Here is a 23,676-nt window from a genome sequence, read left to right as displayed (position 1 = left end):
TCGGCGAAAATCATCAAGCCACAGAAATATGAAGATAATGAAATCAGCCAGTTAATGACGAAAAGTTTACGCAGTCTGGCTTGTCTGCTATATCTGAGCATGTTTTTTTGTATTCAGTTACAAGCCGCTGATCTGATGCAGATTTATCGTGAAGCTCTGGCAGAGGATGCGCAATACGGTGCAGCACGCGCTGCCTATGTGGCTGCGCAGGAACGGATGCCCCAAGGGAGGGCAGGATTGCTGCCTGATATCCGCCTGACTGGAATCGCTCAGAATCAGTATATCGAACCAAATGGCTTGCCAAGCAGGGAAATCAAGAACCGGGGGTTTACTGCGACGTTAACCCAACCAATCATTCGCTTCGAGAATTTCATTATTTATCAGCAATCAAAAAATGAAGTGGCGCAGGCGGATGCACAATTTATCATTTCAGCACAGGATTTGATTTTGCGGGTCGCACAAACTTATTTTGATGTACTTAAGGCAAAAATTGACCTTGAAGTAGTCGAATCCCAGAAGAAAGCGATTTATGAGCAGCTGGAACAAGCCAGGCGGAATTTTGAGGTGGGTGTTTCGACCATTGTCGATACGCATGAAGCCGAAGCGCGTTATGATTTAACCTTGTCGCAGGAGATTGCTGCCCGAAATAAACTGGAAATCAGCCAGCATGCACTAGAGGTTCTTATCAATCGTCTCCCGAATGATCTGCAGGATGCCAGTCTGGATAAGATTACTACCGATCCGCTTTCTTTGCCTTACTATAGTATGGATGAATGGGTCGGACTGGCAGAAGAACAAAATTTCCAGTTGAAAGTACAACGCATTGCTTATGAGATTTCAGAGCAGGATATTGACCGTGCCAAAGCTGGGCATTATCCGACGCTTGATCTGGTTGCGCAATACAGTGATCAGCATGGTGTTGGCGGTGCTTTTACCGGGCGGGGGCTGGATCTCGTTAGTAAATCGGTCGGATTACAATTGACGGTTCCTATTTTTCAGGGATTGTCAGTGCAGTCTCGAGTCAGGGAAGCGTTGGCCAACCGGGATAAAGCTCGTAAAGATATGGAAAATGTGCATCGCACGATCGCGCTGCAGGTTCGCCAGAATTATCTGAATGTGACCAATGGTATTGCCCAGATCAAGGCATTGAGGCAGGCATTAACATCCAGCCGCAGCCAGCTTGATTCGACTATGTTGGGTCAAGAAGTAGGTGTCCGGATGGAAATAGACGTACTCAATGCGCAGCAACAGTATTTTTCAGCTCGCAGGGATCTTGCTCAGGCTTATTATGATTATCTGATGGCCCGGCTCCAGCTTAAGGCTGAAGTGGGTGATCTGGATGAAGATGACCTGCTGGAAGTTAATGCACTGCTTTGATTTTCCTGTTTTTTAGGGAGTCTATCAAAAAGACTATCTGTCCGATTGTTCACTTGGTCGTTTAGAGGATATTTTTGTGCGCTGCGGTTGCTGATGGCAAGCCATGCGGTAAGCGCGCAACGTCTTTTGTGCATGACCCAGAACTGTATCCTGCGAGTAATTGATAATCTCGTGCGGTCCGACATCATTACTGATTCCGGCAGCAAAACCGGATAATAACTCCAGCCCATCATACATGTAGTCGATAGCGTAAATGTGGAACATTCCTTTGGATACCGCATCGATCACGCTATCATTCAGTATCAGGTGGCGACAATTACGATTCGGGATCAGCACACCTTGGGTACCATCCAGGCCGGCGGTTTCACAAACCCTGAAAAACCCCTCGATTTTTTCGTTGATGCCTCCCACCGGAAGCATTTCACCGAATTGATTGATCGCACCCGTGACCGCGATACTCTGTCTGAACGGCAATCCTGATAAGGCCGAAAGCAGCGCGTACAACTCTGCACACGAGGCGGAATCACCTTCCACGCCATAATATTCCTGTTCGAATACGATGGATGCGTTGAGTGCGAGTGGTGCATTGTGATGAAACAGGGCAGATAGAAAATTCTGCAGGATAAATACGCCTTTATCGTGAATCGGTCCAGACATACCGACCTCACGCTCAATATTGAGCAGGCCGTCTTCTCCGGCAAAGGTGTGCGCAGTGATGCGTGCAGGAATACCGAAGCTGTGATCTCCCAGCTCAATCAGACTCAAGCCGTTGATCTGCCCGATTTTTTCACCATATACGGAAATGACTACATCTCCATCAGCAATAGCCTCCTGTGCACATTGATCCGGGTAATTATGTCGCAGTGTTCGGGCTTGGCGGGCAGTTGTAACATCGCTCTCTTCAACAACAATGCCTCCGCGCGCCTTGCATTGCAGGGCGCTTTCTATAACCAGCATTTCTGTGTGGCTGAAGTTTGCGCTTAATCGTTTCTGATCTTCAGCGGTTCGGTGGCAGGTTTGCAGCACGCGGACGACTGCTTTCTGCGAAAAATGGGGCAGGCAAGCATGCTGACAAAGATGGGATATAAAAACAGACAGCATACGATAGGCTTGTGCACTGGCCAGGAATGAGGCTGCAAAATCAACTTTTACTCGAAATCTACGTGCCAGTTCCGGATTTTCTTCCTGAATTGCATAATATTGCTCCCGCGAGCCGATCAGAATGATTCTGACATCAATTTTTACAGATTCAGGTTCAATGGGTATGACTGGCGTTACTGCATTTGCTGTCCAGGATTCTTCGATTTGCAATATGTGGTTACGCAGAAAACGACAAGTTTTTTCCCACAAATAAGCATCTGTCAGCAGATCATCCAGATGCAGCATCAGGAAGCCGCCATGGGCCTTCAGTAAGCTGCCTGCACGGATACGCATGAAATCTGTAACCAGCATCCCTTCAACGGACTGGTAGCTGATGCTGCCAATCATGGATTTGAATGATGGATTGTCATCGATTACAACGGGCGCGCTGGTTGCATTCCGGTTGTCTACAACAATGTTTATCCGGTAGCGATTGAATAGTTCCTTTAGTGCTTCTGGGTTTTTTTCTTCACTGATGTTGTTTAATTGGAATATATCCAGGTTTTCGAGAATATCGTGCTTGATTCCGTTCAAGTACTGTTTAATCCGGGCATGATCCACAAAAGATTGATCTGACTTGTCCGATAGAATATCCAGCGCCTGATTCAGCAGCGGTTCGATCCAATTCCGGCAGAATGCAGTGAGCTCTTCATCACGTTTTTGTTCAAGGATGCGAATTTTCTGGAGATAAGATGTAATTTCATTGCGTAGTGTTTGTTCATCCTGTTCGAGGATCGCTCTCTGATCTCTTGGCAGCGTTAAAATTTCTTCTTCTGTCAATGGTTTTCCGGACTCATTTAAAAGCGTAAAAACCAGCTGGCCTGATTCACGCCGAATCGCAAATCTCAATGCTTCTGCATATGTATTCAGCTTTTCAAAATGACTGCCTTCTTCCAGTTTGAAACGATTTTCGATACCTTCCGTCTCTGCCTTGAAATCATCTCCGTTCAGGCGCTCGGGTATTTCCTGCAGTAAGTAACTCATGGATGCTGCAAGTTGCTGTCGTAACCAGTCGCCTTTACCTGCGGGTAAGCGTAATGCCAGAGGGCGTTCTGGTACATCGAAATTGTGTACATAGCATAGATCAGGTGGTACCGGCTTGCCTGCGGCAACTTCCGTCATCGCCTGCCGCAGCAGGGATGATCTGCCACTGCCCGTTTCTCCCAATACAAACAGGTTATAGTCCAGGTGCTCCATTTCGAGCCCGAAATAAGCTGCCTGTCTGGCACGCTCCTGACCGATCCAGTCAAGTGGCTGATTAATCAGAGCAGATGTATCCGGGAATTCCAGAGAGCCGGGATCAATCGTTAAACTGAGTGCACCCGGCTCTAATCGGGTTATTGGCATGTCTTCGATTCTTGAGGATTGGAAGTAATTTGAAAATTATCCGGCATGCTCAATATTGTTCGATACCGGAAACAGATAAAAATAACGTGCTTTAGGCAGGATAAGTGGACAGTATTTCGAGGTTTTTATCGATGTCAGCAGTGTTGCCCAAGTGTGTTATAACTCAGTCATCTCATGGCGCTGGGGTAATATTTTATATACTGTCAAAGAAAACTTTGAAATGTGGATGATGATCATCAGGCGTATTCCTGACATTATGTCAACAAGTACACCGACAGCGGGATGATATGAAGTGCATGAAAAATGCTTTGCAACAATGAATGGTGACACACCGGCTTGTTTTCATCGAAAAATCTGATGGCTGGAGATGGAGCAAACGCGAACAAAACGGTTATCCCAAATAATCCATTAAATGACACCCGATGCTTGCCTGGTGTCTATGGACTTCTCTCAAGCAATCAAACTGTCTCATACTCGAATGAATTATTGGAGTTTATCTTTCGCTGGATCCGGGTAAATGTCCCCGGATCCAGTAGACTGTTGGATCAGCTATCTGTCTACCTATACAGCGGGATTGTTTGCGTAATATTGGTGTGCGGCAGATGATGCCGCGCCCTTATTGACTTTCATGCCCAGATCGGCCAGCACATGTTCCAGTGCATCCAGACAGAATATGACATTTTCCAGCTTACTTGAGTTACCCATCAGACCGATACGCCAGATTTTTCCGGCAAAATCCCCTAAACCGGCACCGATTTCCAGATTGTAATCAGCCAGGAGTTTGCGACGCACTTCTTTTTCATCTACACCTGCTGGGACATGCACAGAATTCAGTTGTGGCAGACGATATGCTTCATCCACGACATATCCGATACCCAGAGTTTCCAGACCGGCTTTTAGTGCTTTATGATTACGATGATGCCGCGCCCAGGAACGCTCCAGCCCTTCTTCGTACAAGATCACCAATGATTCATGCAGAGCGTATAGAGAGTTGGTTGGCGCAGTGTGATGATAGGTACGGGAAGCCCCCCAATAGCCGAGTAGTAAACTGATATCCATGAACCAACTGTGTACTTTTTCCGTACGATTTCTGACCAGATCTACTACTCTTTCTGAAAAACTGACAGGAGATAATCCTGGGGGACAGGACAAGCATTTCTGGCTACCGGAATAAATAGCATCAATATCCCATCCGTCCATATAAACCGGTGTTCCACCCAGTGACGTGACTGTATCCATAATTGTCAGACAATCATGCTTTCTTGCTATCTGGCCGATAGTCTTGGCATCTGATTGAACTCCCGTAGAAGTTTCGGCATGTACGAATGCCACAATCTTGGTATCTGGATTTTTCTTCAGCATATCTTCCACTTTTTGAGGATCAACCGGATCTCCCCATTTATCTTCTACCGCTAAGGGAATTCCGCCACAGCGTTCAACATTTTCAATCATCCGTCCGCCAAAGACACCATTCCTGCAAACAACAACTTTGTCTCCGGGCACAATCATGTTAACAAAACACATTTCCATTCCAACCGAACCTGGCCCGGAAACGGGGAAAGTCAGTAAATTGGTTGTCTGGAATACATACCGTAGCAAACCTTTCAATTCTTCCATCATTTCGGTGAAAACCGGGTCAAGGTGACCCAATGTCGGGCGAGCCATGGCAGATAAGACGCGCGAGTGTGTATCGGATGGTCCCGGGCCCAGCAGAGTACGTTGAGGCGGATAAAATGTGGTTATTTTTTTTTCTGGACGAAAGCTGTTAGTGGTCATGGATATTCCTAGTAAGTGTGAGTAAAAAATATTGTTTTTTGAATCCGGTTTCTATTTTTGCGTTTTTATTTTCTATTTTTGACCCCGAATCGGGATAAACAGCATCTTCCTTGGGATCTGTTCGAGATTTCGATCAAGAGAACAATGCAAGGCGAGACTGAGCGAAAGCGCAGAGCGTACTCAAATCAAGCAGGGATTTTATCAAGCGATCGTGAAATTTACTATTGCCTGTCCGTGGAAGGTAGCTTTAATAGCTTGTTAAAAGAAACACGCTATCAGTGTTTGATTGAAGGGGCTCTCGTAACGCTATCTTCAGATGTGGACGCAATGACTTGTCCAATGATTGCCGATGGCGGTATCGCATCAGGTTTATATTCCAAAGCAATTTCCAATACCTGGTCGATCCATTTTACAGGCTGGATATCCAACTTGCTTTTGATGTTTCCAGGGATTTCACTCAAATCCTTGACATTATCTTCCGGGATCAGAACCGTGCCTATCCCACCGCGATGAGCAGCCAGAAGCTTTTCTTTGAGCCCACCGATTGGAAGTATTTCGCCTCTAAGTGTAATTTCCCCGGTCATCGCAACGGATGCCCGCACAGGAACTCCGGTCAGAGCAGAAACCATTGCCAGACAGATACCAATACCTGCGCTTGGTCCGTCTTTAGGTGTGGCGCCTTCTGGCAGGTGAATATGAATATCATTTTTCAGGTAAAAATCATCTGATATCCCTAACACTATCGAGCGGCTCCGAACAACAGACAGGGCTGCCTGAATAGATTCTTGCATGACTTCACCCAGTTTGCCGGTTGTAATCGTTTTCCCCTTACCTGGCAGTACCACTGCTTCGATCCTCAATAACTCTCCACCCACCTCCGTCCAGGCCAATCCTGTGACTTGTCCAACCTGATTTTTTTCATCGGCCATACCATAAGAGTAGCGACGCACACCAAGATATTTATCAAGGTTGCGGGAGTTGATAATGGTTTTTTTCTCGTTCTTTTTGACCAGCAAGGTTTTGACAACTTTTCTGCAAATCTTGGATATTTCTCTTTCCATCGAACGTACTCCCGCTTCTCGGGTGTAGTAACGAACAATGTCGCGCAATGCAGATTCGGAAATGGATAACTCGCCTTCACTTAAACCGTGATCTTTCATTTGCTTGGGCAGAAGATATCGTTTTGCAATATTCAGTTTCTCGTCTTCGGTATAACCTGAAAGTCGGATGACTTCCATTCGGTCAAGAAGTGCGGGAGGAATGTTCAGTGTGTTTGCTGTAGCGACAAACATGACATCCGACAGATCATATTCCACTTCGATATAGTGATCAACAAATGTGTTATTTTGCTCTGGGTCAAGTACTTCGAGCAAAGCAGAAGAGGGATCGCCGCGGAAATCCATCCCCATTTTATCAACTTCATCCAGTAAAAACAGTGGGTTTTTGACACCGACTTTTGTTATGCTTTGTAGAATTTTGCCGGGCATGGAGCCTATGTAAGTTCGACGGTGTCCACGGATTTCGGCTTCATCGCGCATGCCTCCAAGAGACATGCGAACAAATTTACGGTTTGTAGCGCGGGCAATGGATCGACCCAGCGAAGTTTTGCCTACTCCAGGTGGGCCGACGAGGCACAGAATAGGCGCCTTGGATTTTGCAACTCGTTGTTGTACCGCGAGGTATTCAACAATTCTTTCCTTTACCTTTTCCAGGCCGTAATGATCTTCATCCAGGATCGATTCAGCAGTTTTTAATTCTTTACTGATTTTGGTTTTCTGTTTCCAAGGTAGTGCTACCAGTGTATCAATATAATTGCGTACAACTGTTGCCTCAGCAGACATAGGAGACATCAAACGCAGTTTTTTCAGCTCGGATTCTGCCTTGGCCAATGCTTCTCTAGGCAGGGAAGCCAGTTTTATTTTTCTTTCAATCTCTTCAAGATCGGTACCATCTTCCCCTTCCCCCAATTCTTTCTGAATGGCCTTGACCTGTTCATTCAGATAGTAATCTCGCTGGCTTTTTTCCATCTGGCGCTTTACTCTGCCACGAATTCGCTTTTCCACCTGAAGGATATCCAGCTCGGCTTCCAGTAGCCCGAGCAGGCGTTCTAAGCGAGGCTGAATTTCAAAAATTTCCAGAATTTCCTGTTTTTGTTCCAATCTCAAGGGAAGATAGGCGGCGATCGTATCAGCCAATCGCCCTGCTTCATCAATTCCTGTCAGGGAAGCGAGAATTTCTGATGGAATTTTTTTATTTAATTTGACGTATTGATCAAATTGAGAAAGCAGTGCACGCCGCAATGCCTCAATTTCTGATGTATCAATTTCATTGATCTCAACTGAAACAGCTTTGCCTGAAAAGGAGGTTTCGGAGTCATTAAAACATTCGATCTCTGCTCGATAGCTTCCTTCCACCAGCACCTTGACTGTTCCGTCGGGGAGTTTCAGCATTTGCAAAATGCTTGAAACACAACAGACCTTGTAAAGATCCTGAGGAGAAGGATCATCTTTAGTGGCTGATTTTTGAGCGACTAACAGAATGTTTTTTCCAGCTTCTGTCGCAGCTTCTAAAGCTTTGATGGATTTGGGTCGCCCCACAAACAGCGGAATAACCATATGTGGAAAGACCACTACGTCACGTAGCGGGAGCAAAGGTAAATCTAACTCGTTTGATTCTTTAGTTTCGAGAGTATCCGATGTCATATCATTTGTATCCTGCAGAAAACATGGGGTGCAAAGGTATGGTAACACTGTTGAAAACAGATACTCATAATGCCCTAAGAAGCAAACCTTTAAAAGAACTTGTACTTATTTCAAACCTCTGGCCAATTTGGGTTTTTCGGCATAAATTATGATGGGTTGAAGATCATCATTGGTGGAGTTGCTTTCAATCACTACTTTGGAGACGTTCTCAATTGAAGGCAAATCATACATAATATCCAACAGTGTTTCTTCAAGGATGGAACGTAATCCTCGTGCTCCGGTTTTTCGTGCAAGTGCCTTCCTGGCAATTGCTACAAGCGCCTGCTCGCGGAACTCCAGTTCAACGCCCCCTTCCATACTGAATAGTTTGCCGTATTGTTTAACCAACGCATTCTTGGGTTCGACCAGAATTTGAATCAACGCTGCCTCGTTCAATTCACGTAGTGTTGCCACAACCGGTAAGCGTCCGATAAACTCTGGAATCAGACCGTATTTAATTAAATCTTCCGGCTCAATGTCATTCAGTATCTTGTTCAGTTCCTTGCGATCGTTCTGATTGATGACATCTGCGCCAAAGCCTATGCCACTTTTTTCAGAGCGTGCACGTATGATTTTGTCAATACCATCAAATGCTCCGCCGCAAATGAACAGTATATTTGTGGTATCAATCTGGATAAATTCCTGGTTGGGATGTTTGCGCCCACCTTGAGGAGGTACCAGAGCGGTTGTGCCCTCAATTAGTTTGAGTAGTGCCTGCTGTACACCTTCTCCCGAGACATCCCGGGTGATGGAGGGATTGTCTGATTTACGCGAGATTTTATCTATTTCGTCGATGTACACAATTCCGCGCTGAGCTTTTTCAACATCGTGGTTACTTGCCTGCAGCAGCTTCTGAATAATGTTTTCTACATCTTCACCAACATATCCTGCTTCCGTTAGTGTTGTTGCATCGGCAATAACGAACGGGACATCCAGCAATCTTGCCAGTGTCTGCGCCAGTAAAGTCTTGCCGGATCCGGTCGGTCCTATCAGTAGTATGTTGCTTTTGGCAAGCTCAATATCATCGCTACCATTATTAATTTTTGATAGATTTCTTAATCGTTTGTAGTGGTTGTAAACAGCGACAGACAGTATTTTTTTCGCGGATTCCTGTCCGATGACATATTGATCCAGGGTTTCACAAATTTCATGTGGGGTTGGCAAGCTTGTTTTAGATAACTTGGCAGTTTCATCAACCTGAATTTCTTCACGAATGATGTCATTACAAAGATCGATACACTCATCGCAAATGAATACAGATGGTCCGGCGATTAACTTCCTGACCTCTCGCTGACTTTTTCCGCAAAAAGAACAATACAAAAGTTTTTCGTCATTTGTTTTTTCAGACATTATCCCACCCCACAATCGTCATACGAATACTGCTCTTGTTCAGCAAGAGCAATTTATATTACTCCTGTTTCACTTTTCTGCTCGTTAACACTGCATCCACCAAACCATATTTGACTGCAGCTTCTGCACCTAGAAAATTGTCACGATCAGTATCCTTCTCAATGGTCTTGATCGTCTGACTGGTATGTTTTGCCAGAATTTCATTTAAACGTCCTTTCAACGCCAGGATTTCCTTGGCGTGTATTTCTATGTCGGATGCTTGTCCCTGAAATCCTCCCAGCGGCTGGTGAATCATGACGCGTGAATTAGGCAGACAATAGCGCTTATCCTTGGCACCTGCAGTAAGCAGCAAGGCACCCATGCTGGCAGCTTGACCTATACAAAGTGTGCTGACATCCGGTTTAATGAATTGCATCGTGTCGTATACAGCCAGTCCTGCTGTGACAAGCCCGCCGGGAGAATTGATATATAAGGAAATATCTTTTTCTGAATTTTCAGACTCTAAAAACAAAAGCTGTGCTATTACCAGGTTGGCAGATGTTTCTGTAACCGGGCCCACCAGAAAAATGATTCTTTCTTTGAGCAACCTGGAATAAATGTCGTAGGCGCGCTCTCCTCGACCGCTGGACTCGATTACCATAGGAATCAGGCCCAAGCCTGTCGTATTCAATTCGTTTTTCTCCCAATCAAGCATTGGTTGCATGTGAATAACCCATTAATTCATCAAAGGTAACATTTTGATCAACGATATTGGCTTTGTCCAGTATCCATGATACGGCGTTATCCTCCAAGACAAGCGGCTCTATTTCCTTGAGCCGTTCAGGAGAGGTGTAGTGCCACTTGACAACCTGTTCGGGGTTCTCATAACTTTGGGCATGTTCCTCAATAAAACTTTTGATTTGCTCGGGTTTTACACCCAGCTCATGTTCTTCAATCAGTTTGGATAAAACAAGTCCCAGCCTGACACGTTGTTCAGCCTTTTCCAGAAAGGCATCTCTTTGCAGACTCGGGTCTTTATGAAGACCACGTGCTGCCCGGGTGCTTTGTATTTCTTCAATCAACCGATCTGCCTCTTGCTGAACCAGAGTCCTTGGAACCTGTACTGAAACCTTGTCCAGCAGGGATTGCATGACTTGTTCCTTGAGTTTCGCCCGGATGCGCTGGGTAGTTTCACGCTGAAGATTGGCTTTGATTTCCGAATGCATTTTTTCGATGTTGCCATCCTCAACACCCAGTAACTTAGCGAATTCACTGTCAATATTCGGTAATTCGGGGGCTTCAACGCGATTGAGCTGGATTGTAAAGACTACTTTCTTTCCAGCGACCTCCTTGCCTGAGTAGTCTTCAGGAAAAATCATGTCAAACGTTTTTTCCTGTCCTGTACCCATACCCAGGATCGATGCCTCGAAATCTTCCAGAAGACGCCCCTCCCCAAGAATGACGTTGAAGTCCTTTGCCTGGCCGCCAGCGAAATTCTTTCCATCCAGAGATCCCTGGTAATGGATGTTGACCCGGTCACCTGTTTGTGCCAAACGATCTACTGACGTATAGCTTGTCCTCTGTTTGCGTAAAATGTCCAGTGTTTTCTGGATTTCCGCATCACCGATTTGTAAAACGGGCTTGTTTATCGTAATCGAACTTAAATCACCTAGCTCGATATCAGGATAGGTTTCAAAGGTTGCATGGAATTCATAGCTTGAATTATCTGTTCCGGAATTTCGAGATTCAAAGTTTGGAACACCAGCAATACGATAGTTTTCTTGACTGATACGCTCGCTAAACTGTTGTTGCAACAATTCTCCCAGAACTTCATGCTCAACCTGATGGCCATATTGCTGGGCCACGATCTTTATTGGAACCTTGCCTGGACGAAATCCTTGAATCTTGATTTTTGGAGCCAGGCGCTTCAGGCGTTGGCCCACTTCGGCTTCAACTTTTTCCCGTGAAACAGAAAGTTCAATATTGCGTTCCAGTGGATTGGAGACTTTCCCTTGTATTTGCATCTATTTCCCTGAGCGGATACGTAACATTTCGATTAATCAAATGGTATGATCTTGCCGGAGTGATCTGAATATTTCTTGCTCCTGTGGTGCGAAAGGGGGGACTCGAACCCCCACACCTCATCGGCGCCAGAACCTAAATCTGGTGCGTCTACCAATTCCGCCACTTTCGCGCGCCGGTCGTTCAAAAGGCAACAGGATCAGAATTCCTAAAACAATTTTTGCTTACACAGCCATGGCGCAGCTTGTTTTGCAGCGAATCACACCACACCCTTTTATGACCAGATTATACTCTCTTCTAACTGTCAGGACAGATTTCCTGTCCATTGTGCAGTGATTCCTTCTGGCAATTGAAAGTTTTTCCAGTTACTCCACGACTATTTGGCCCCATCAAAAAGAGGTAGGTTTCCATCAGATCTTCCGGTTTGGGTAGCAAGCGATTATTGTTTCCTGGGTGGGTTTTTGTCCGTTGTGGCGTGTCTACGGCACCAGGAATCAGCGCGTTAATGCGCAAATTGGGATAAATCTCCCATTCTTCGGCCTGAATCCTGACCAGTGCACTTATACCGGCCTTTGCTACTGCAAAAGCACCCCAGTAAGCTGCGGGTACCTGTCCGTGAGTATCTCCTGTCATAATCACGCTGGCATCAGAAGCGGCCTTGAGTAATGGAAAACAGGCGCGAGTCAGCAGTGCAGGTATGAGAAGATTGACCTGTAGAGTGGTTTGCCAGTGCTCAAGCGTATGGAACTCAAGCGGCATTGGGCCGTTGATCCAAGCGACATTGTGCAAAATGCCATCCAGTTGGCCGATTTGGGAGTGAATCGCCTCAGTCAGCTTCGTAATGTCAGCTTCAGTAACCTGCTCGAAATCGAATGGCAAAATGATGGCTGATGCCTTGCCAAGTGCTTCGATTTCATCATACACCCGCTCAAGTTTTCCAGCTTTACGCCCATGCAGGATGACTGTGGCGCCATACTCAGCGAAAGTGAGTGCTGCTGTGCGCCCAATGCCCTGTCCTGCACCTGTGACTAGGATCACCCGATCCGCAAGCAAATTCCGGTTATCCGAATAAGTTTTCAAAGTATTCCACTATGGTTATTTCGGCACGATCGATGAAAATCAAAAACCACAACGTCCGGTTTTTGCATTCCGATCCGTTGTGGCTTGTTATTGTTAACAGATAGACTGATTCGGATCGATTACATGTCCATACCGCCCATACCGCCCATGCCGCCCATACCAGCACCTGCTCCGGGTGCATCTTCTTTGGGAAGCTCCGCAACCATTGCATCCGTCGTCAGAATCAATCCTGCAACTGATGAAGCATTCTGCAGTGCGGAGCGAGTTACTTTGGTCGGATCCAGTACACCCATGGCTACCAGATCGCCATATTCACCTGTTGCGGCATTGTAACCAAAGTTACCTTGACCTTCTTTGACTTTATTGACGACCACGGAAGCTTCGTCACCGCAATTGGTTACGATCTGACGCAGCGGTTCTTCCAGTGCACGCAGAACGATCTTGATGCCGGAGTCCTGATCGTGGTTTTCACCTTTGGTCTTGCTCACAGCATCAATTGTACGCAGCAGGGCGACGCCACCCCCGGGGATAATACCTTCCTCAACCGCAGCGCGTGTTGCATGAAAAGCATCTTCAACGCGGGCTTTCTTTTCCTTCATTTCCACTTCGGTGGCAGCGCCCACCTTGATCAGGGCCACTCCTCCTGCCAGCTTGGCCACGCGTTCCTGAAGCTTCTCGCGATCATAGTCGCTGCTTGCTTCTTCAATTTGCTTGCGGATCTGTGTAACGCGCGCTTCAATGGTTTTGGTATCACCAGCACCATCAATAATGGTGGTATTTTCCTTGCCGACTTCAATGCGCTTGGCCTGACCGAGATCTTCCAGTCTGGTTTTTTCCAGGGATAATCCGACTTCTTCAGCAATAACGGTACCACCCGTCAGGATCGCAATATCTTCCAACATGGCCTTGCGACGATCACCGAAACCAGGTGCCTTGACTGCACAGGTTTTGAGAATGCCGCGAATATTGTTGACCACCAGCGTGGCCAGCGCTTCACCATCAACGTCCTCAGCAATGATCAGCAGAGGTTTGCCGGCTTTTGCCACTTGCTCCAGTATTGGCAACAGATCACGAATATTGGATATTTTTTTGTCATGCAACAGAATGAACGGACTTTCAAGTGCTGCAATCTGTTTTTCAGCGCTGCTGACAAAATAGGGAGAGAGATAGCCGCGATCAAACTGCATGCCTTCCACGACATCCAGTTCATTCTCCAGGCCGGAACCATCTTCAACGGTAATGACACCTTCCTTGCCGACTTTATCCATTGCTTCTGCAATGATTTTGCCGATTTCAGTGTCGGAGTTGGCGGAAATGCTGCCAACCTGAGCAATTTCCTTGCTGGTGGAGCAAGGCTTGGACAATTTTCTTAATTCTTCTACCGCAACAGTCACTGCCTTTTCAATTCCGCGCTTCAGATCCATTGGATTCATTCCGGCGGCGACGTAGCGCATGCCTTCTTTGACGATAGCTTGCGCCAGAACGGTTGCAGTCGTCGTGCCATCTCCAGCAGTATCCGAGGTTTTGCTGGCAACCTCTTTGACCATTTGGGCGCCCATGTTTTCGAACTTGTCTTTCAGTTCAATTTCCTTTGCAACCGACACGCCATCCTTGGTAATGGTTGGGGCGCCGTACGAGCGTTCCAGTACAACATTACGGCCTTTGGGGCCGAGGGTCACCTTGACTGCATCTGCCAGTACATTTACACCAGCGATTACGGCGCTGCGCGCTGCATCTCCAAATCTTACTTCTTTAGCTGCCATATCTTTTCTCCTGATTTCAGTTGGTTATTCAACGATCTATTAGTATTAACCTTCAATCACACCCATGATGTCTTCTTCACGCATGACCAGGAACTCTTCGCCCTTGATTTTTACAGCCTGGCCGGCATATTTGCCGAAGAGTACTTTGTCGCCGGTCTTGACTTCCAGCGCACGGACTTTACCGTCTTCGCCAATCTTTCCCTTACCTACGGCGATGATCTCACCTTGATCCGGTTTTTCTGCAGCGGTATCAGGAATGACAATGCCGGATGCAGTCTTGCGTTCTTCTTCCAGTCGTTTAACAATTACACGATCATGCAAAGGGCGAATATTCATAGTCCTTTTCTCCTACAATGGTTAGAAAAAAATAAAAAGTCCATCAATAATAATTTGAATCTGGCTAAGCAAGTCTTATCAACGCGCTTTAAGCCTCACGACAACCCGTTATTAGCACTCAATGCGGTTGAGTGCTAATAATAGAGGCTATCATAAGGAATTTCAAGACAGTGAACGATAAAAATATCTCTTTACACAGCTACCAGGCTGTCTGGCATCCCTGTACCCAGATGAAGCATCACGAAGTGTTTCCGCCTGTATGCATTACTAGGGGGGAGGGTGTGTGGTTGTATGGCGCGGATGGCAAGCGCTACCTGGATACCATCAGCTCCTGGTGGGTCAATTTGTTCGGACATTGTAACCCCCGCATCAATGCTGCAATTATTGATCAATTGGGTAAGCTGGAGCATGTTATGCTGGCCGGACTGGTTCATGAGCCTGTAGCGAGACTGTCAGAACGATTGAGTGCGATAACGCCAGGCGATCTGAGTCATTGCTTTTATGCCAGTGATGGTGCGTCAGCCAATGAGATCGCGCTCAAAATGAGTTTTCACTACTGGCAGCAAAGCGGTTTCTCCAATAAGACCCAATTCATCAGTCTGCAAAATGGTTACCATGGAGAAACCCTGGGAGCATTGTCAGTCACGGATGTCCCGCTTTTCAGACAGATTTATGCGCCGTTGTTACGTCCTGCGCATCCGGTTCCCACGCCTGACTGGCGCTTTGCTGAAGCAGGAACAACGCCGGAAATCCATGCGTTGCAGGCTGCCGCCGCACTGGAGAGTTATCTTGCGGAGCATCATGTCAGTATAGCGGCCCTGATTCTGGAGCCGCTTATTCAGGGAGCAGGTGGGATGGGCATGTACCACCCGGTCTATTTGCAACGTGCACGGGAAATTTGTGATACCTACCAGATACATTTAATCGCGGATGAAATTGCTGTTGGATTCGGTCGGACCGGTACTCTGTTTGCGTGTGAGCAGGCTGCCATTACGCCAGATTTCATGTGTCTTGCCAAAGGATTGAGTGGAGGCTATTTACCCTTGTCGGTGGTGATGACTAATGACACGATCTATCGTGCATTTTATCGTGATGAAACCAGTCAGGCCTTTCTCCATTCCCATTCTCATTCCGGTAATATTCTTGCCTGTCGGGCAGCACTGGCTGCACTTGATATCCTGGAGCAGGATCATGTGATCGAAACAAATCGTAAAAAAGCTGACTTTCTGAATCAGTGTTTGCAGCCTGTCCGGGAACATCCGGATGTCAGAGATTTTCGCAACTGCGGCATGATCTGGGCGTTTGAAGTGGCTGACCCTCGGCCAGGTTTTACACATCGCTTTGCGCAAAAGGGGCTGGAGCGGCAGCTTTTGATACGCCCTTTGGGAAACACGGTCTACATCATGCCGCCATATATCATTAATGAGGAGGAAATGGAACTGATGACCCAAGGCATTCTGCGCATTCTCAATGAGCTGTAAGCAGTTATGCAGATTACCTTTCTGGGCGGGGCAGGGGAAGTAACGGGATCATGCTACTTGATTGAAACGAAGGATGTGCGCTTCCTGGTGGATTGCGGCATGTTCCAGGGCGGGCGGGATGCAGGTCGTAAAAATTTTGCTGCAATCGACTTCAATCCGGAATCAATCGATTTTGTTTTGCTGACCCATGCCCATGTGGATCATTCCGGGTTATTGCCGCGCCTGAGCGTGCTTGGGTTCAGAGGATCCGTCTACATGACTCGAGCCACGGCAGATCTGCTTTCAATCATGTTGAGAGACAGTGCTCACATTCAGGAAAAAGAAGCGGAGTGGCATGCAAAAACGGCGTTACGTAATAAGAAACGTTCGCTGCGTTATGAAAGTGTACCGCTTTACACTGTTACCCAGGCGGAAACGTTTCTCAAGCAAATGCGAGGTATTGATTACGATGAAATGTGCCAGCCACACCTATCGGTGCAGTGTCGTTTCCGTGATGCCGGGCATATTATTGGATCAGCCGTTATCGAGGTTTGGCTGAAATCCGGTACCAGGCAGAAAAAAATTGTTTTCTCGGGCGATCTGGGACAGCCAGGTCATCCCATCGTACGCGATCCAGTATTTATCAAAGAGGCTGATTATCTGCTGATTGAATCTACTTATGGCAACCGCTGTCATCGCAGTATGCAAGACACGCGCGATGAGATGGTGGAAATTATCTGTCAAACGCTGATCCATAAACGCGGCAATATTATCGTGCCGGCTTTTGCCGTCGGGCGTACTCAGGATTTGTTATTTCTGCTGGCAGATCTGCAATGTCAGGGGCGCTTGGGAGCGATGGATATTTACGTGGATTCACCCATGGCACTGGCAGCTACAGAAATCACGCTCAGGCATAGGGAATTATTTGATAGGGAAACAATCGACATCATGAACTGGCACAGCCAGCATAACAAAAACCTGCGGATTCATTTCGTACGGGAAGTTGAGGATTCAATCCGACTCAATTATATGAAATCCGGTGCAGTTGTTATTTCTGCCAGTGGCATGTGTGAGGCTGGACGCATCAAATATCACCTGAAGTATAATTTGCCCAGACCGGAATGCAGCATATTATTCACCGGTTTTCAGGCGGCAGGCACGTTGGGGCGCAGGCTGGTGGATGGTGTCAGAAATGTTCGTATTTTGGGTGAACAAATCCCTGTGCGTGCATCTATTCATACAGTTGGCGGGCTTTCTGCTCATGCAGACCAAGAAAACCTGCTTGACTGGCTAAGAGGATTCAGCCGCCCCCCGCAAAAAACTTTTATTGTTCATGGCGAACCAGGTAACGCTGAGGCTTTTGCCCATGCAATCCGAGAACAGCTGCAGTGGCCTGTGAGTATTCCTCGGCGCATGGCTTCTGAGCGACTGGGCTGATTCTATCTCCGGCTGAAAGTAGAATCAGCATCCGCAGCGGTCGATTATTTGGTTTTACTGTTTTCCAGAATAAATTCCGCCAGACGTTGTGCCGGTTCACCCGTAATATTCGGGAAAGCAGTCATCGTCATGCCGCCTTTTTGGACTTTCTCGATAATTGCTTCCTTGGTATTCATCTTGGCACTCAGGAGCATGACGTTACCGTTTGTTTCCGGTTTGTGACATTTGGTGCAGCTGGCGAAAAAAATATCTTCGCCACTGGCAGTTTCTGCCGGGGTGTAAGTATCAGTCTTCGCACATCCCGTCAGTCCGATTGCTGCAGAAATCACCAATAATCCGATCGTTTCGTTCATTTTTCTCTCCATTTGACAAGGGCCGTTATTATAGCTGCTATCCGCCCTGATTGAATCATTGCTGCAAGCTCATGTGGTGTGCTTGTAAAATACCATTTTTAGCCCGGTTGCTCTGTAGTAGCCGAAAATACTCCCCTTCCATTACTACGGACTGGATCATGAAAATCGCTACCTGGAATGTGAATTCGCTTAAAGTCCGATTGCAGCAGGTAATCGACTGGCTGAACGTTAACCAGCCGGATGTCCTCTGTCTGCAGGAAACCAAACTGCAGGATGAATTTTTTCCGCTGGATGCCATTGCACAGACGGGCTATCAGCCGATCTACACCGGCCAGAAAACATATAACGGCGTTGCACTGTTGGGTAAGGAGGCAGGGGAAGATGTATGCGCAGCTTTGCCCGGCCTGGATGATCCGCAGAAAAGGCTGATTGCAGCAACCTATGGCGATTTACGTATTATCTGTGTATATGTGCCGAACGGAGAGCGCGTCGATTCTGAAAAATATGCCTATAAACTGGAATGGCTGTCGATGCTGAACGTTTTTCTACAACAGCAACGAGCGCGCTACGGCAGGGTGGCATTGCTGGGAGATTTCAATATTGCACCGGAAGATCGTGATGTTTATGATCCTGAAGCCTGGCGGGGGCAAGTGTTGTGTAGTGAGGCCGAGCGACAGGCTTTTCGCGGATTGCTGGATACCGGATTTGTAGACAGTTTTCACTTGTTCGAACAGCCGGAAAAAATATATACCTGGTGGGATTACCGTATGATGGCCTTCCGCCGGAACAGGGGGCTGCGTATTGATCATATCTTGCTGAGTCACGAAACAGCGGACAGGTGTGCTGCCTGGCAAGTGGACAAAGCACCCAGGAAACTGGAGCGGCCATCAGATCATGCACCGGTATGGGTGGAGCTGGCGTAAGCGACAAGTATAAGAATTCTGTGTGTGATTTCATTCCCAAATTAAAAATAACATGAAGGCGAGCCGCAGACAGTATAAGTAATGCGGCAAGGTGAAGCCGACAAAGCCAACTTTGATGTAGAGATGGGATAACAAGCCTGGGGGAGGCGCGAATGATTATTGGATTGCCCAAAGAGACAAAAGAGGACGAGTACCGGGTCGGGCTCACTCCGGGCAGCGTGCATACACTGGTTGAACGGGGACACCAGGTTCTGGTTGAGATCGGGGCGGGTATCGGCAGCCTTATTTCCGATCAGGATTATCGGGAAGCCGGGGCAACAATTGTCATGCACGCTGCGGATGCCTGGGCAGCCGAACTGGTTGTCAAGGTAAAAGAACCAACCGAGGCGGAATATCAATATCTGCGAAAAGATTTGTTGTTGTTTGCCTATCTGCATCTGGCTTCGAACAGAATCTTGACAGAAAAACTGCTCGCTAGCGGTATCAGCGCAATTGCCTATGAAACCGTACAAGTGGCATCCGGCGCATTACCATTGTTGACACCCATGAGCGAGGTGGCTGGGCGAATGGCTGTGCAGATTGGTGCAACCTATCTACTGAAAACACAAGGGGGCCGGGGTGTGTTGATGGGTGGCGTACCAGGCGTTGCGCCCGCCAACGTGGTTATTCTGGGCGCGGGTGTTGTAGGTACCAATGCTGCGGTTGTTGCTACTGGCATGGGGGCGATGGTTACAGTGCTGGATATCAATCATGATCGTTTAAAAGCGCTGGATGACCGTTTTTCCGGGCGATTGCAAACTCGGTATTGTGATGCAGTCAACGTCCGCCAGGCAGTTTACGAGGCAGATCTCGTCATCGGCGCAGTATTGATCCCCGGCGGACGTTCGCCCTGGTTGGTAACCCGGGAAATGTTGCCGAAAATGCACGCCGGTTCAGTGATTGTCGATGTGGCGGTCGATCAAGGCGGATGTGTGGAAACAACCTGGCCGACCACACACAGTCATCCCGTTTTTGAAGTCGATGGCGTGCTGCATTATTGTGTGACGAACATGCCAGGAGCGGTTCCGCGTACCAGCACCTTTGCACTGAACAATCAGACTATCAGCTATGTCGTCTGCCTGGCAGATGGAGGGCTGGCATCCCTGCAGAACAATCAGGCGCTGATGAATGGTCTGAATATCCATCATGGCCAAGTGATGCATTCAGCAGTGGCCGAGGTTTTCGGCTTACCCTATACGTCTCCGCTCGATGTGCTGGTTGCCTGATTATGTTTTCATAAAGGACCGCCTGCAGCACTTTGAATAATGCCCCAGATGTTATTCCGTCATCCTGTATGGAAGCGCTTGAGAGAGGTACAATAACAGGAATGCCTATGCCAATCGTGGAAAAATCCAATGACGCTACTCTCAAAAGCAAAAAGCTGATCAATGCTGTTCCCGGATGCGCAAGATTTATGCAGAGTATCCACTTCTGTGGGTTACAGGGCTGAACCTGATCGAAGATTTGCCATAGAAAGACGTAGGCTTACCAAGTGATAAAAACTACCCTGGTAAAGGGATAGTACCTCTGATTATCGGTTGTCTATCATTCAAAAGTTTCGGCCGCAACCAATTCGTCTGAAAGCTATAATCCTGATTGTCATAGCGTCATTGTCAAAAACAGGAGAGATTTCATGAAACGGCATACAAGGAGAAGAATCAGCCCGATCACTTTGTCAGGCTGGATAAAACGCGGGGGGCTGATCTGGATGGCAGCTGTTATTGGTATCTATTCATTACCCTCTCTGGCAGAAAGTATCGGTAGTGTATCAACCCGGTTCAAGTTGTTGGGTGCCAACGATAAAATCGTGGTGGAGGCGTTTGATGATCCGGAGGTGGCGGGTGCGACATGCTATTTGAGTCGGGCAAAAACGGGTGGAATAAGTGGTACGGTGGGGGTGGCCGAAGACAGATCAGAGGCTTCCATTGCCTGCCGCCAGACAGGGCCGATTGTATTGTCGGAGAAGATAAAAAATGGTAAGTCAGATGGAGATGAAGTATTCAAGAAGAGCACCTCGCTGCTGTTTAAAACATTACAGGTAGTACGATTCTACGATGCCAAACGGAATGTGTTGATCTATCTGAGTTATAGTGATCGCGTCATTGAAGGCTCACCACAAAACAGTATATCCGTAATTCCGGTTATGCCTTGGCATTAATCCATTTTATGAATAAATTATCTTCGCGCCTATCGAAGGGATAGTTTGCAACCGTTATGTGATCCGGAAAAAGACTTTTTTATCAGTATTTCCAGATTCTGTTTACACGCTACACGCATCAATTCGTTGTTGCAGCTGTGTGAACTGCATTCTCTGTTTTCCACAAAAGCGTCGGATCTGGCCCGGTGAGCGTGGGCCTGCTGACGATTGAGCAGCGAGTTTGTTCATTAATCAGATCATTTGGCCAGTCACGCGTCTGTTGTGCAGCTCTTGGACTTCTTCATTGGCTGGTTCCTCACAAAAGAGGCGTTTTATATTGAGCGTACTGCATGATCAGAGTGGCGATCACTCTTGGCGCGCAGCAGCTTCATCTGCCCATAACGTTTGATCTCCAGGGGATTGATTGCACTGACCTTGTGTCTGGCTTCATGGTCAGGTATGGGCGGGCAGTTTGCGGCAGCATACGATGCATCTGGTAAGGTGCAATCGATGGGCCCCTTTGCTTCCAAAAACTGTTCGTGTGAGAACGATGATATGCTGGCGTCTATGGTGTCTTCCCGACGTGAACAATCTTTAAGCCAATCCATCGGTGCCCTGATCGCCCAGCATTTGTGGGCAAAAATTCTGCTGGGGATGGCGCTGGGCACCCTCACGGGTCTTGCATTATCTCCTGGTGGTCTGGCATTGCTGGAAAACGATACGGTGCTCACGGCAGTGGAGTGGATTGCGCTGCCCGGGGTCATTTTTCTGGAAATGCTCAAAATGGTGGTCATTCCGCTGATTGTCTGCTCTATTGCGCTCGGTATTCTGACCAGCGGCTCTCCATCTCAATTGAAGCGAATGGGAGGATTCATCGTGCCGTACTTCGTTATCACTTCTTTTGTTGCCGTAGGAATTGGTCTTGCCATTGCGCTCGTCATTCAGCCGGGATATGCGGTCGGCACCAGTATGGATGCGCTGGTGGCTGGCATGACAGTTGACGGTGGCATGAAAATATTCGACGATCTGACGGTTCCGCAACGCATTGTCAACCTCATCCCCTCCAATTTCATTGAAGCAGCCATGCAGACGGATATGCTCAAAGTCGTAATTGGTGCGATTTTTCTCGGTGTGGCGGCATTGACAATCCCGCGCGAAATCACAAAGCCGTTCGAGGATTTATGCTTATTCGGACAAGTGGCGGCAATGAAGATCATCAGCTGGGCCATGGCACTGGCACCCTATGCTGTATTCGGTCTGATGGTCGATGCTATGGCACGATTGGGCTTTGATGCGCTGGCTGCGATTGGTTGGTACATGGGGTGTGTATTACTGGGACTTGTGATCATCCTCTGCTTGTATCTGTTCGGCGTGGCTGTTTTCGGTCATCATTCACCACTCGAATTTCTACGCGCGATACGGGATGTGCAATTGCTGGCTTTTTCCACTTCCAGCTCGGCTGCCGTTATGCCTTTATCCATTCGTGCAGCTGAAGAAAATCTCGGTATCAGGGAAGATATCAGTCGTTTTGTTATTCCTATTGGTACGACGATCAATATGGATGGCACTGGGCTGTATCAGGCAGTAGCCGCTATTTTCCTGTGCCAGATATTTAAGGTGGATCTGAGTTTTACAGAAATGATCCTGCTGTTATGCACTACGGTCGGTGCTTCGATTGGTACACCGGCCACACCGGGTGTCGGTATTGCCGTGCTGGCCACTATTTTATCGGGCATCGGCGTGCCATCTGCTGGAATCGGCATCATTCTGGGTGTCGATCGCATTCTCGATATGTGCCGCACGGCCATTAATGTTACCGGTGATCTGACTGCTGTCGTCATCGTGGATAAATGGATGACAGGAAGGCCTGTTTAGAGAGCCAGTGAAAAATTACCTGCGCTGTCATTTCTGCATTGAAAGTCGGCGAAAAGCGGAGTTTGTGCGTAATAAATGAGCATTGTGAGCCGACTTTCGTCTTGAATTTGCCTCGCTGACATTTTTCAGGGGTTCCTTAGCTTGTTCAGAATCGCGCTGAAGGGCATACTTCCTTTTTTATCTGCGCTTGCCAGCTCTTTGCTGTTGCCTGTTTATCTTATTACAGTCGAGCCAGCTTGATGGTAAGCGTTTATCATCGAGTGGCATGTCTTGACTAAGTTTTGATGAGGAAGTAGTCTTGGCGGCTGAGTATTATGGCAGTGAGGATAACTGGTTACCTGAGAGGGCTTGAGGTAGCGGATTATTATTTTGATTACTGGGAATACCGACAGGTAGTGGAGGAGAGAGATGAGATTAGGGGAGTGGATAAAGGGGGTCATGCTGTGTGCGGGTATGATGTTATGTGGTTACACATATGCGGACATATCGACGGTACCGGACGAAACGCGTATGACGTCTTCTGCTTGAAAAAAAAAAAAGA

At 47.4% G+C, this 23,676-nt stretch carries 18 protein-coding genes and 1 tRNA gene; 8 read left to right on the top strand and 11 right to left on the bottom strand.

Annotation, left to right across the window (positions count from 1 at the left end; all coding sequences use genetic code 11):
• Positions 1-54: 54 nt before the first annotated feature.
• Positions 55-1,377 carry a TolC family outer membrane protein gene (locus tag ABO04_RS10020; RefSeq protein ID WP_160810534.1) on the top strand — a complete coding sequence of 441 codons (1,323 nt, stop codon included), beginning with the start codon at positions 55-57 and terminating at the stop codon, positions 1,375-1,377.
• Positions 1,378-1,410: 33 nt separating this feature from the next.
• On the opposite strand, the gene ABO04_RS10015 is transcribed toward ABO04_RS10020, so the two are convergent.
• The 10 genes from ABO04_RS10015 to groES form a co-directional block, all read right to left on the bottom strand.
• The gene (locus ABO04_RS10015) at positions 1,411-3,864 is read right to left on the bottom strand and encodes an ATP-binding protein (protein ID WP_160810533.1); all 2,454 of its coding nucleotides are present in this window, start codon (positions 3,862-3,864) and stop codon (positions 1,411-1,413) included.
• Between the two features lie 561 nt (positions 3,865-4,425).
• Positions 4,426-5,640 carry an alanine--glyoxylate aminotransferase family protein gene (locus ABO04_RS10010; protein ID WP_160810532.1) on the bottom strand — a complete coding sequence of 405 codons (1,215 nt, stop codon included), beginning with the start codon at positions 5,638-5,640 and terminating at the stop codon, positions 4,426-4,428.
• Between the two features lie 275 nt (positions 5,641-5,915).
• Complete coding sequence (gene lon / locus ABO04_RS10005; protein ID WP_160810531.1) at positions 5,916-8,342, bottom strand: endopeptidase La; 2,427 nt, start codon at positions 8,340-8,342, stop codon at positions 5,916-5,918.
• A gap of 105 nt (positions 8,343-8,447) precedes the next feature.
• Entirely contained in the window at positions 8,448-9,731 is a 1,284-nt protein-coding gene (gene clpX / locus ABO04_RS10000) for an ATP-dependent Clp protease ATP-binding subunit ClpX (protein WP_160810530.1), read from the bottom strand.
• 58 nt (positions 9,732-9,789) lie between these two features.
• Positions 9,790-10,434 carry an ATP-dependent Clp endopeptidase proteolytic subunit ClpP gene (gene clpP, locus ABO04_RS09995; protein WP_160810529.1) on the bottom strand — a complete coding sequence of 215 codons (645 nt, stop codon included), beginning with the start codon at positions 10,432-10,434 and terminating at the stop codon, positions 9,790-9,792.
• A complete protein-coding gene (tig, locus tag ABO04_RS09990; protein ID WP_160810528.1) occupies positions 10,418-11,734 on the bottom strand; it encodes a trigger factor in 1,317 nt (438 codons plus the stop codon). Before tig ends, clpP begins: the two co-directional genes overlap by 17 nt.
• 84 nt (positions 11,735-11,818) lie before the next feature.
• Positions 11,819-11,904: transfer RNA gene (locus ABO04_RS09985), tRNA-Leu, on the bottom strand.
• A gap of 125 nt (positions 11,905-12,029) precedes the next feature.
• On the bottom strand, positions 12,030-12,812 hold the full coding sequence (locus ABO04_RS09980) for an SDR family oxidoreductase (protein WP_240141518.1): 783 nt from the start codon (positions 12,810-12,812) through the stop codon (positions 12,030-12,032).
• Positions 12,813-12,931: 119 nt separating this feature from the next.
• Complete coding sequence (gene groL, locus ABO04_RS09975; RefSeq protein ID WP_160810527.1) at positions 12,932-14,575, bottom strand: chaperonin GroEL; 1,644 nt, start codon at positions 14,573-14,575, stop codon at positions 12,932-12,934.
• Between the two features lie 45 nt (positions 14,576-14,620).
• A complete protein-coding gene (groES, locus tag ABO04_RS09970; protein ID WP_160810526.1) occupies positions 14,621-14,911 on the bottom strand; it encodes a co-chaperone GroES in 291 nt (96 codons plus the stop codon).
• A gap of 170 nt (positions 14,912-15,081) precedes the next feature.
• Here groES and bioA point away from each other — a divergent pair, with 170 nt between their 5' ends.
• Both bioA and ABO04_RS09960 read left to right on the top strand, forming a co-directional pair.
• On the top strand, positions 15,082-16,392 hold the full coding sequence (gene bioA / locus ABO04_RS09965) for an adenosylmethionine--8-amino-7-oxononanoate transaminase (protein ID WP_160810525.1): 1,311 nt from the start codon (positions 15,082-15,084) through the stop codon (positions 16,390-16,392).
• A gap of 6 nt (positions 16,393-16,398) precedes the next feature.
• Positions 16,399-17,808 carry an MBL fold metallo-hydrolase gene (locus ABO04_RS09960; protein WP_160810524.1) on the top strand — a complete coding sequence of 470 codons (1,410 nt, stop codon included), beginning with the start codon at positions 16,399-16,401 and terminating at the stop codon, positions 17,806-17,808.
• A 44-nt stretch (positions 17,809-17,852) separates the two neighbouring features.
• Here the strand turns inward: ABO04_RS09960 and ABO04_RS09955 are convergent, their stop codons facing one another.
• Positions 17,853-18,161, bottom strand: coding sequence for a cytochrome c (locus tag ABO04_RS09955; RefSeq protein ID WP_160810523.1), 309 nt, complete (start codon positions 18,159-18,161; stop codon positions 17,853-17,855).
• Positions 18,162-18,319: 158 nt separating this feature from the next.
• Here ABO04_RS09955 and xth point away from each other — a divergent pair, with 158 nt between their 5' ends.
• The 5 genes from xth to ABO04_RS11940 form a co-directional block, all read left to right on the top strand.
• On the top strand, positions 18,320-19,084 hold the full coding sequence (gene xth / locus ABO04_RS09950) for an exodeoxyribonuclease III (protein ID WP_160810522.1): 765 nt from the start codon (positions 18,320-18,322) through the stop codon (positions 19,082-19,084).
• Between the two features lie 152 nt (positions 19,085-19,236).
• Positions 19,237-20,349, top strand: a complete 1,113-nt coding sequence (ald, locus tag ABO04_RS09945; RefSeq protein WP_160810521.1) for an alanine dehydrogenase — start codon at positions 19,237-19,239, stop codon at positions 20,347-20,349.
• A gap of 458 nt (positions 20,350-20,807) precedes the next feature.
• Positions 20,808-21,281: a CreA family protein gene (locus ABO04_RS09940; RefSeq protein ID WP_345853514.1), complete on the top strand. Its 474-nt coding sequence runs from the start codon at positions 20,808-20,810 to the stop codon at positions 21,279-21,281.
• A 399-nt stretch (positions 21,282-21,680) separates the two neighbouring features.
• Positions 21,681-23,135, top strand: a complete 1,455-nt coding sequence (locus ABO04_RS09935; RefSeq protein ID WP_240141516.1) for a dicarboxylate/amino acid:cation symporter — start codon at positions 21,681-21,683, stop codon at positions 23,133-23,135.
• Positions 23,136-23,449: 314 nt separating this feature from the next.
• The coding region (locus ABO04_RS11940) for a hypothetical protein (protein WP_205012782.1) at positions 23,450-23,676 on the top strand (227 nt) is incomplete at its 3' end.

Origin of the sequence: Nitrosomonas sp. HPC101, assembly GCF_009833125.1 — a bacterium.
In the GTDB taxonomy this organism is placed as follows: domain Bacteria; phylum Pseudomonadota; class Gammaproteobacteria; order Burkholderiales; family Nitrosomonadaceae; genus Nitrosomonas.
Note: the sequence above shows the minus strand (reverse complement) of the source record. Positions and strands in the feature narration are given on the sequence as shown.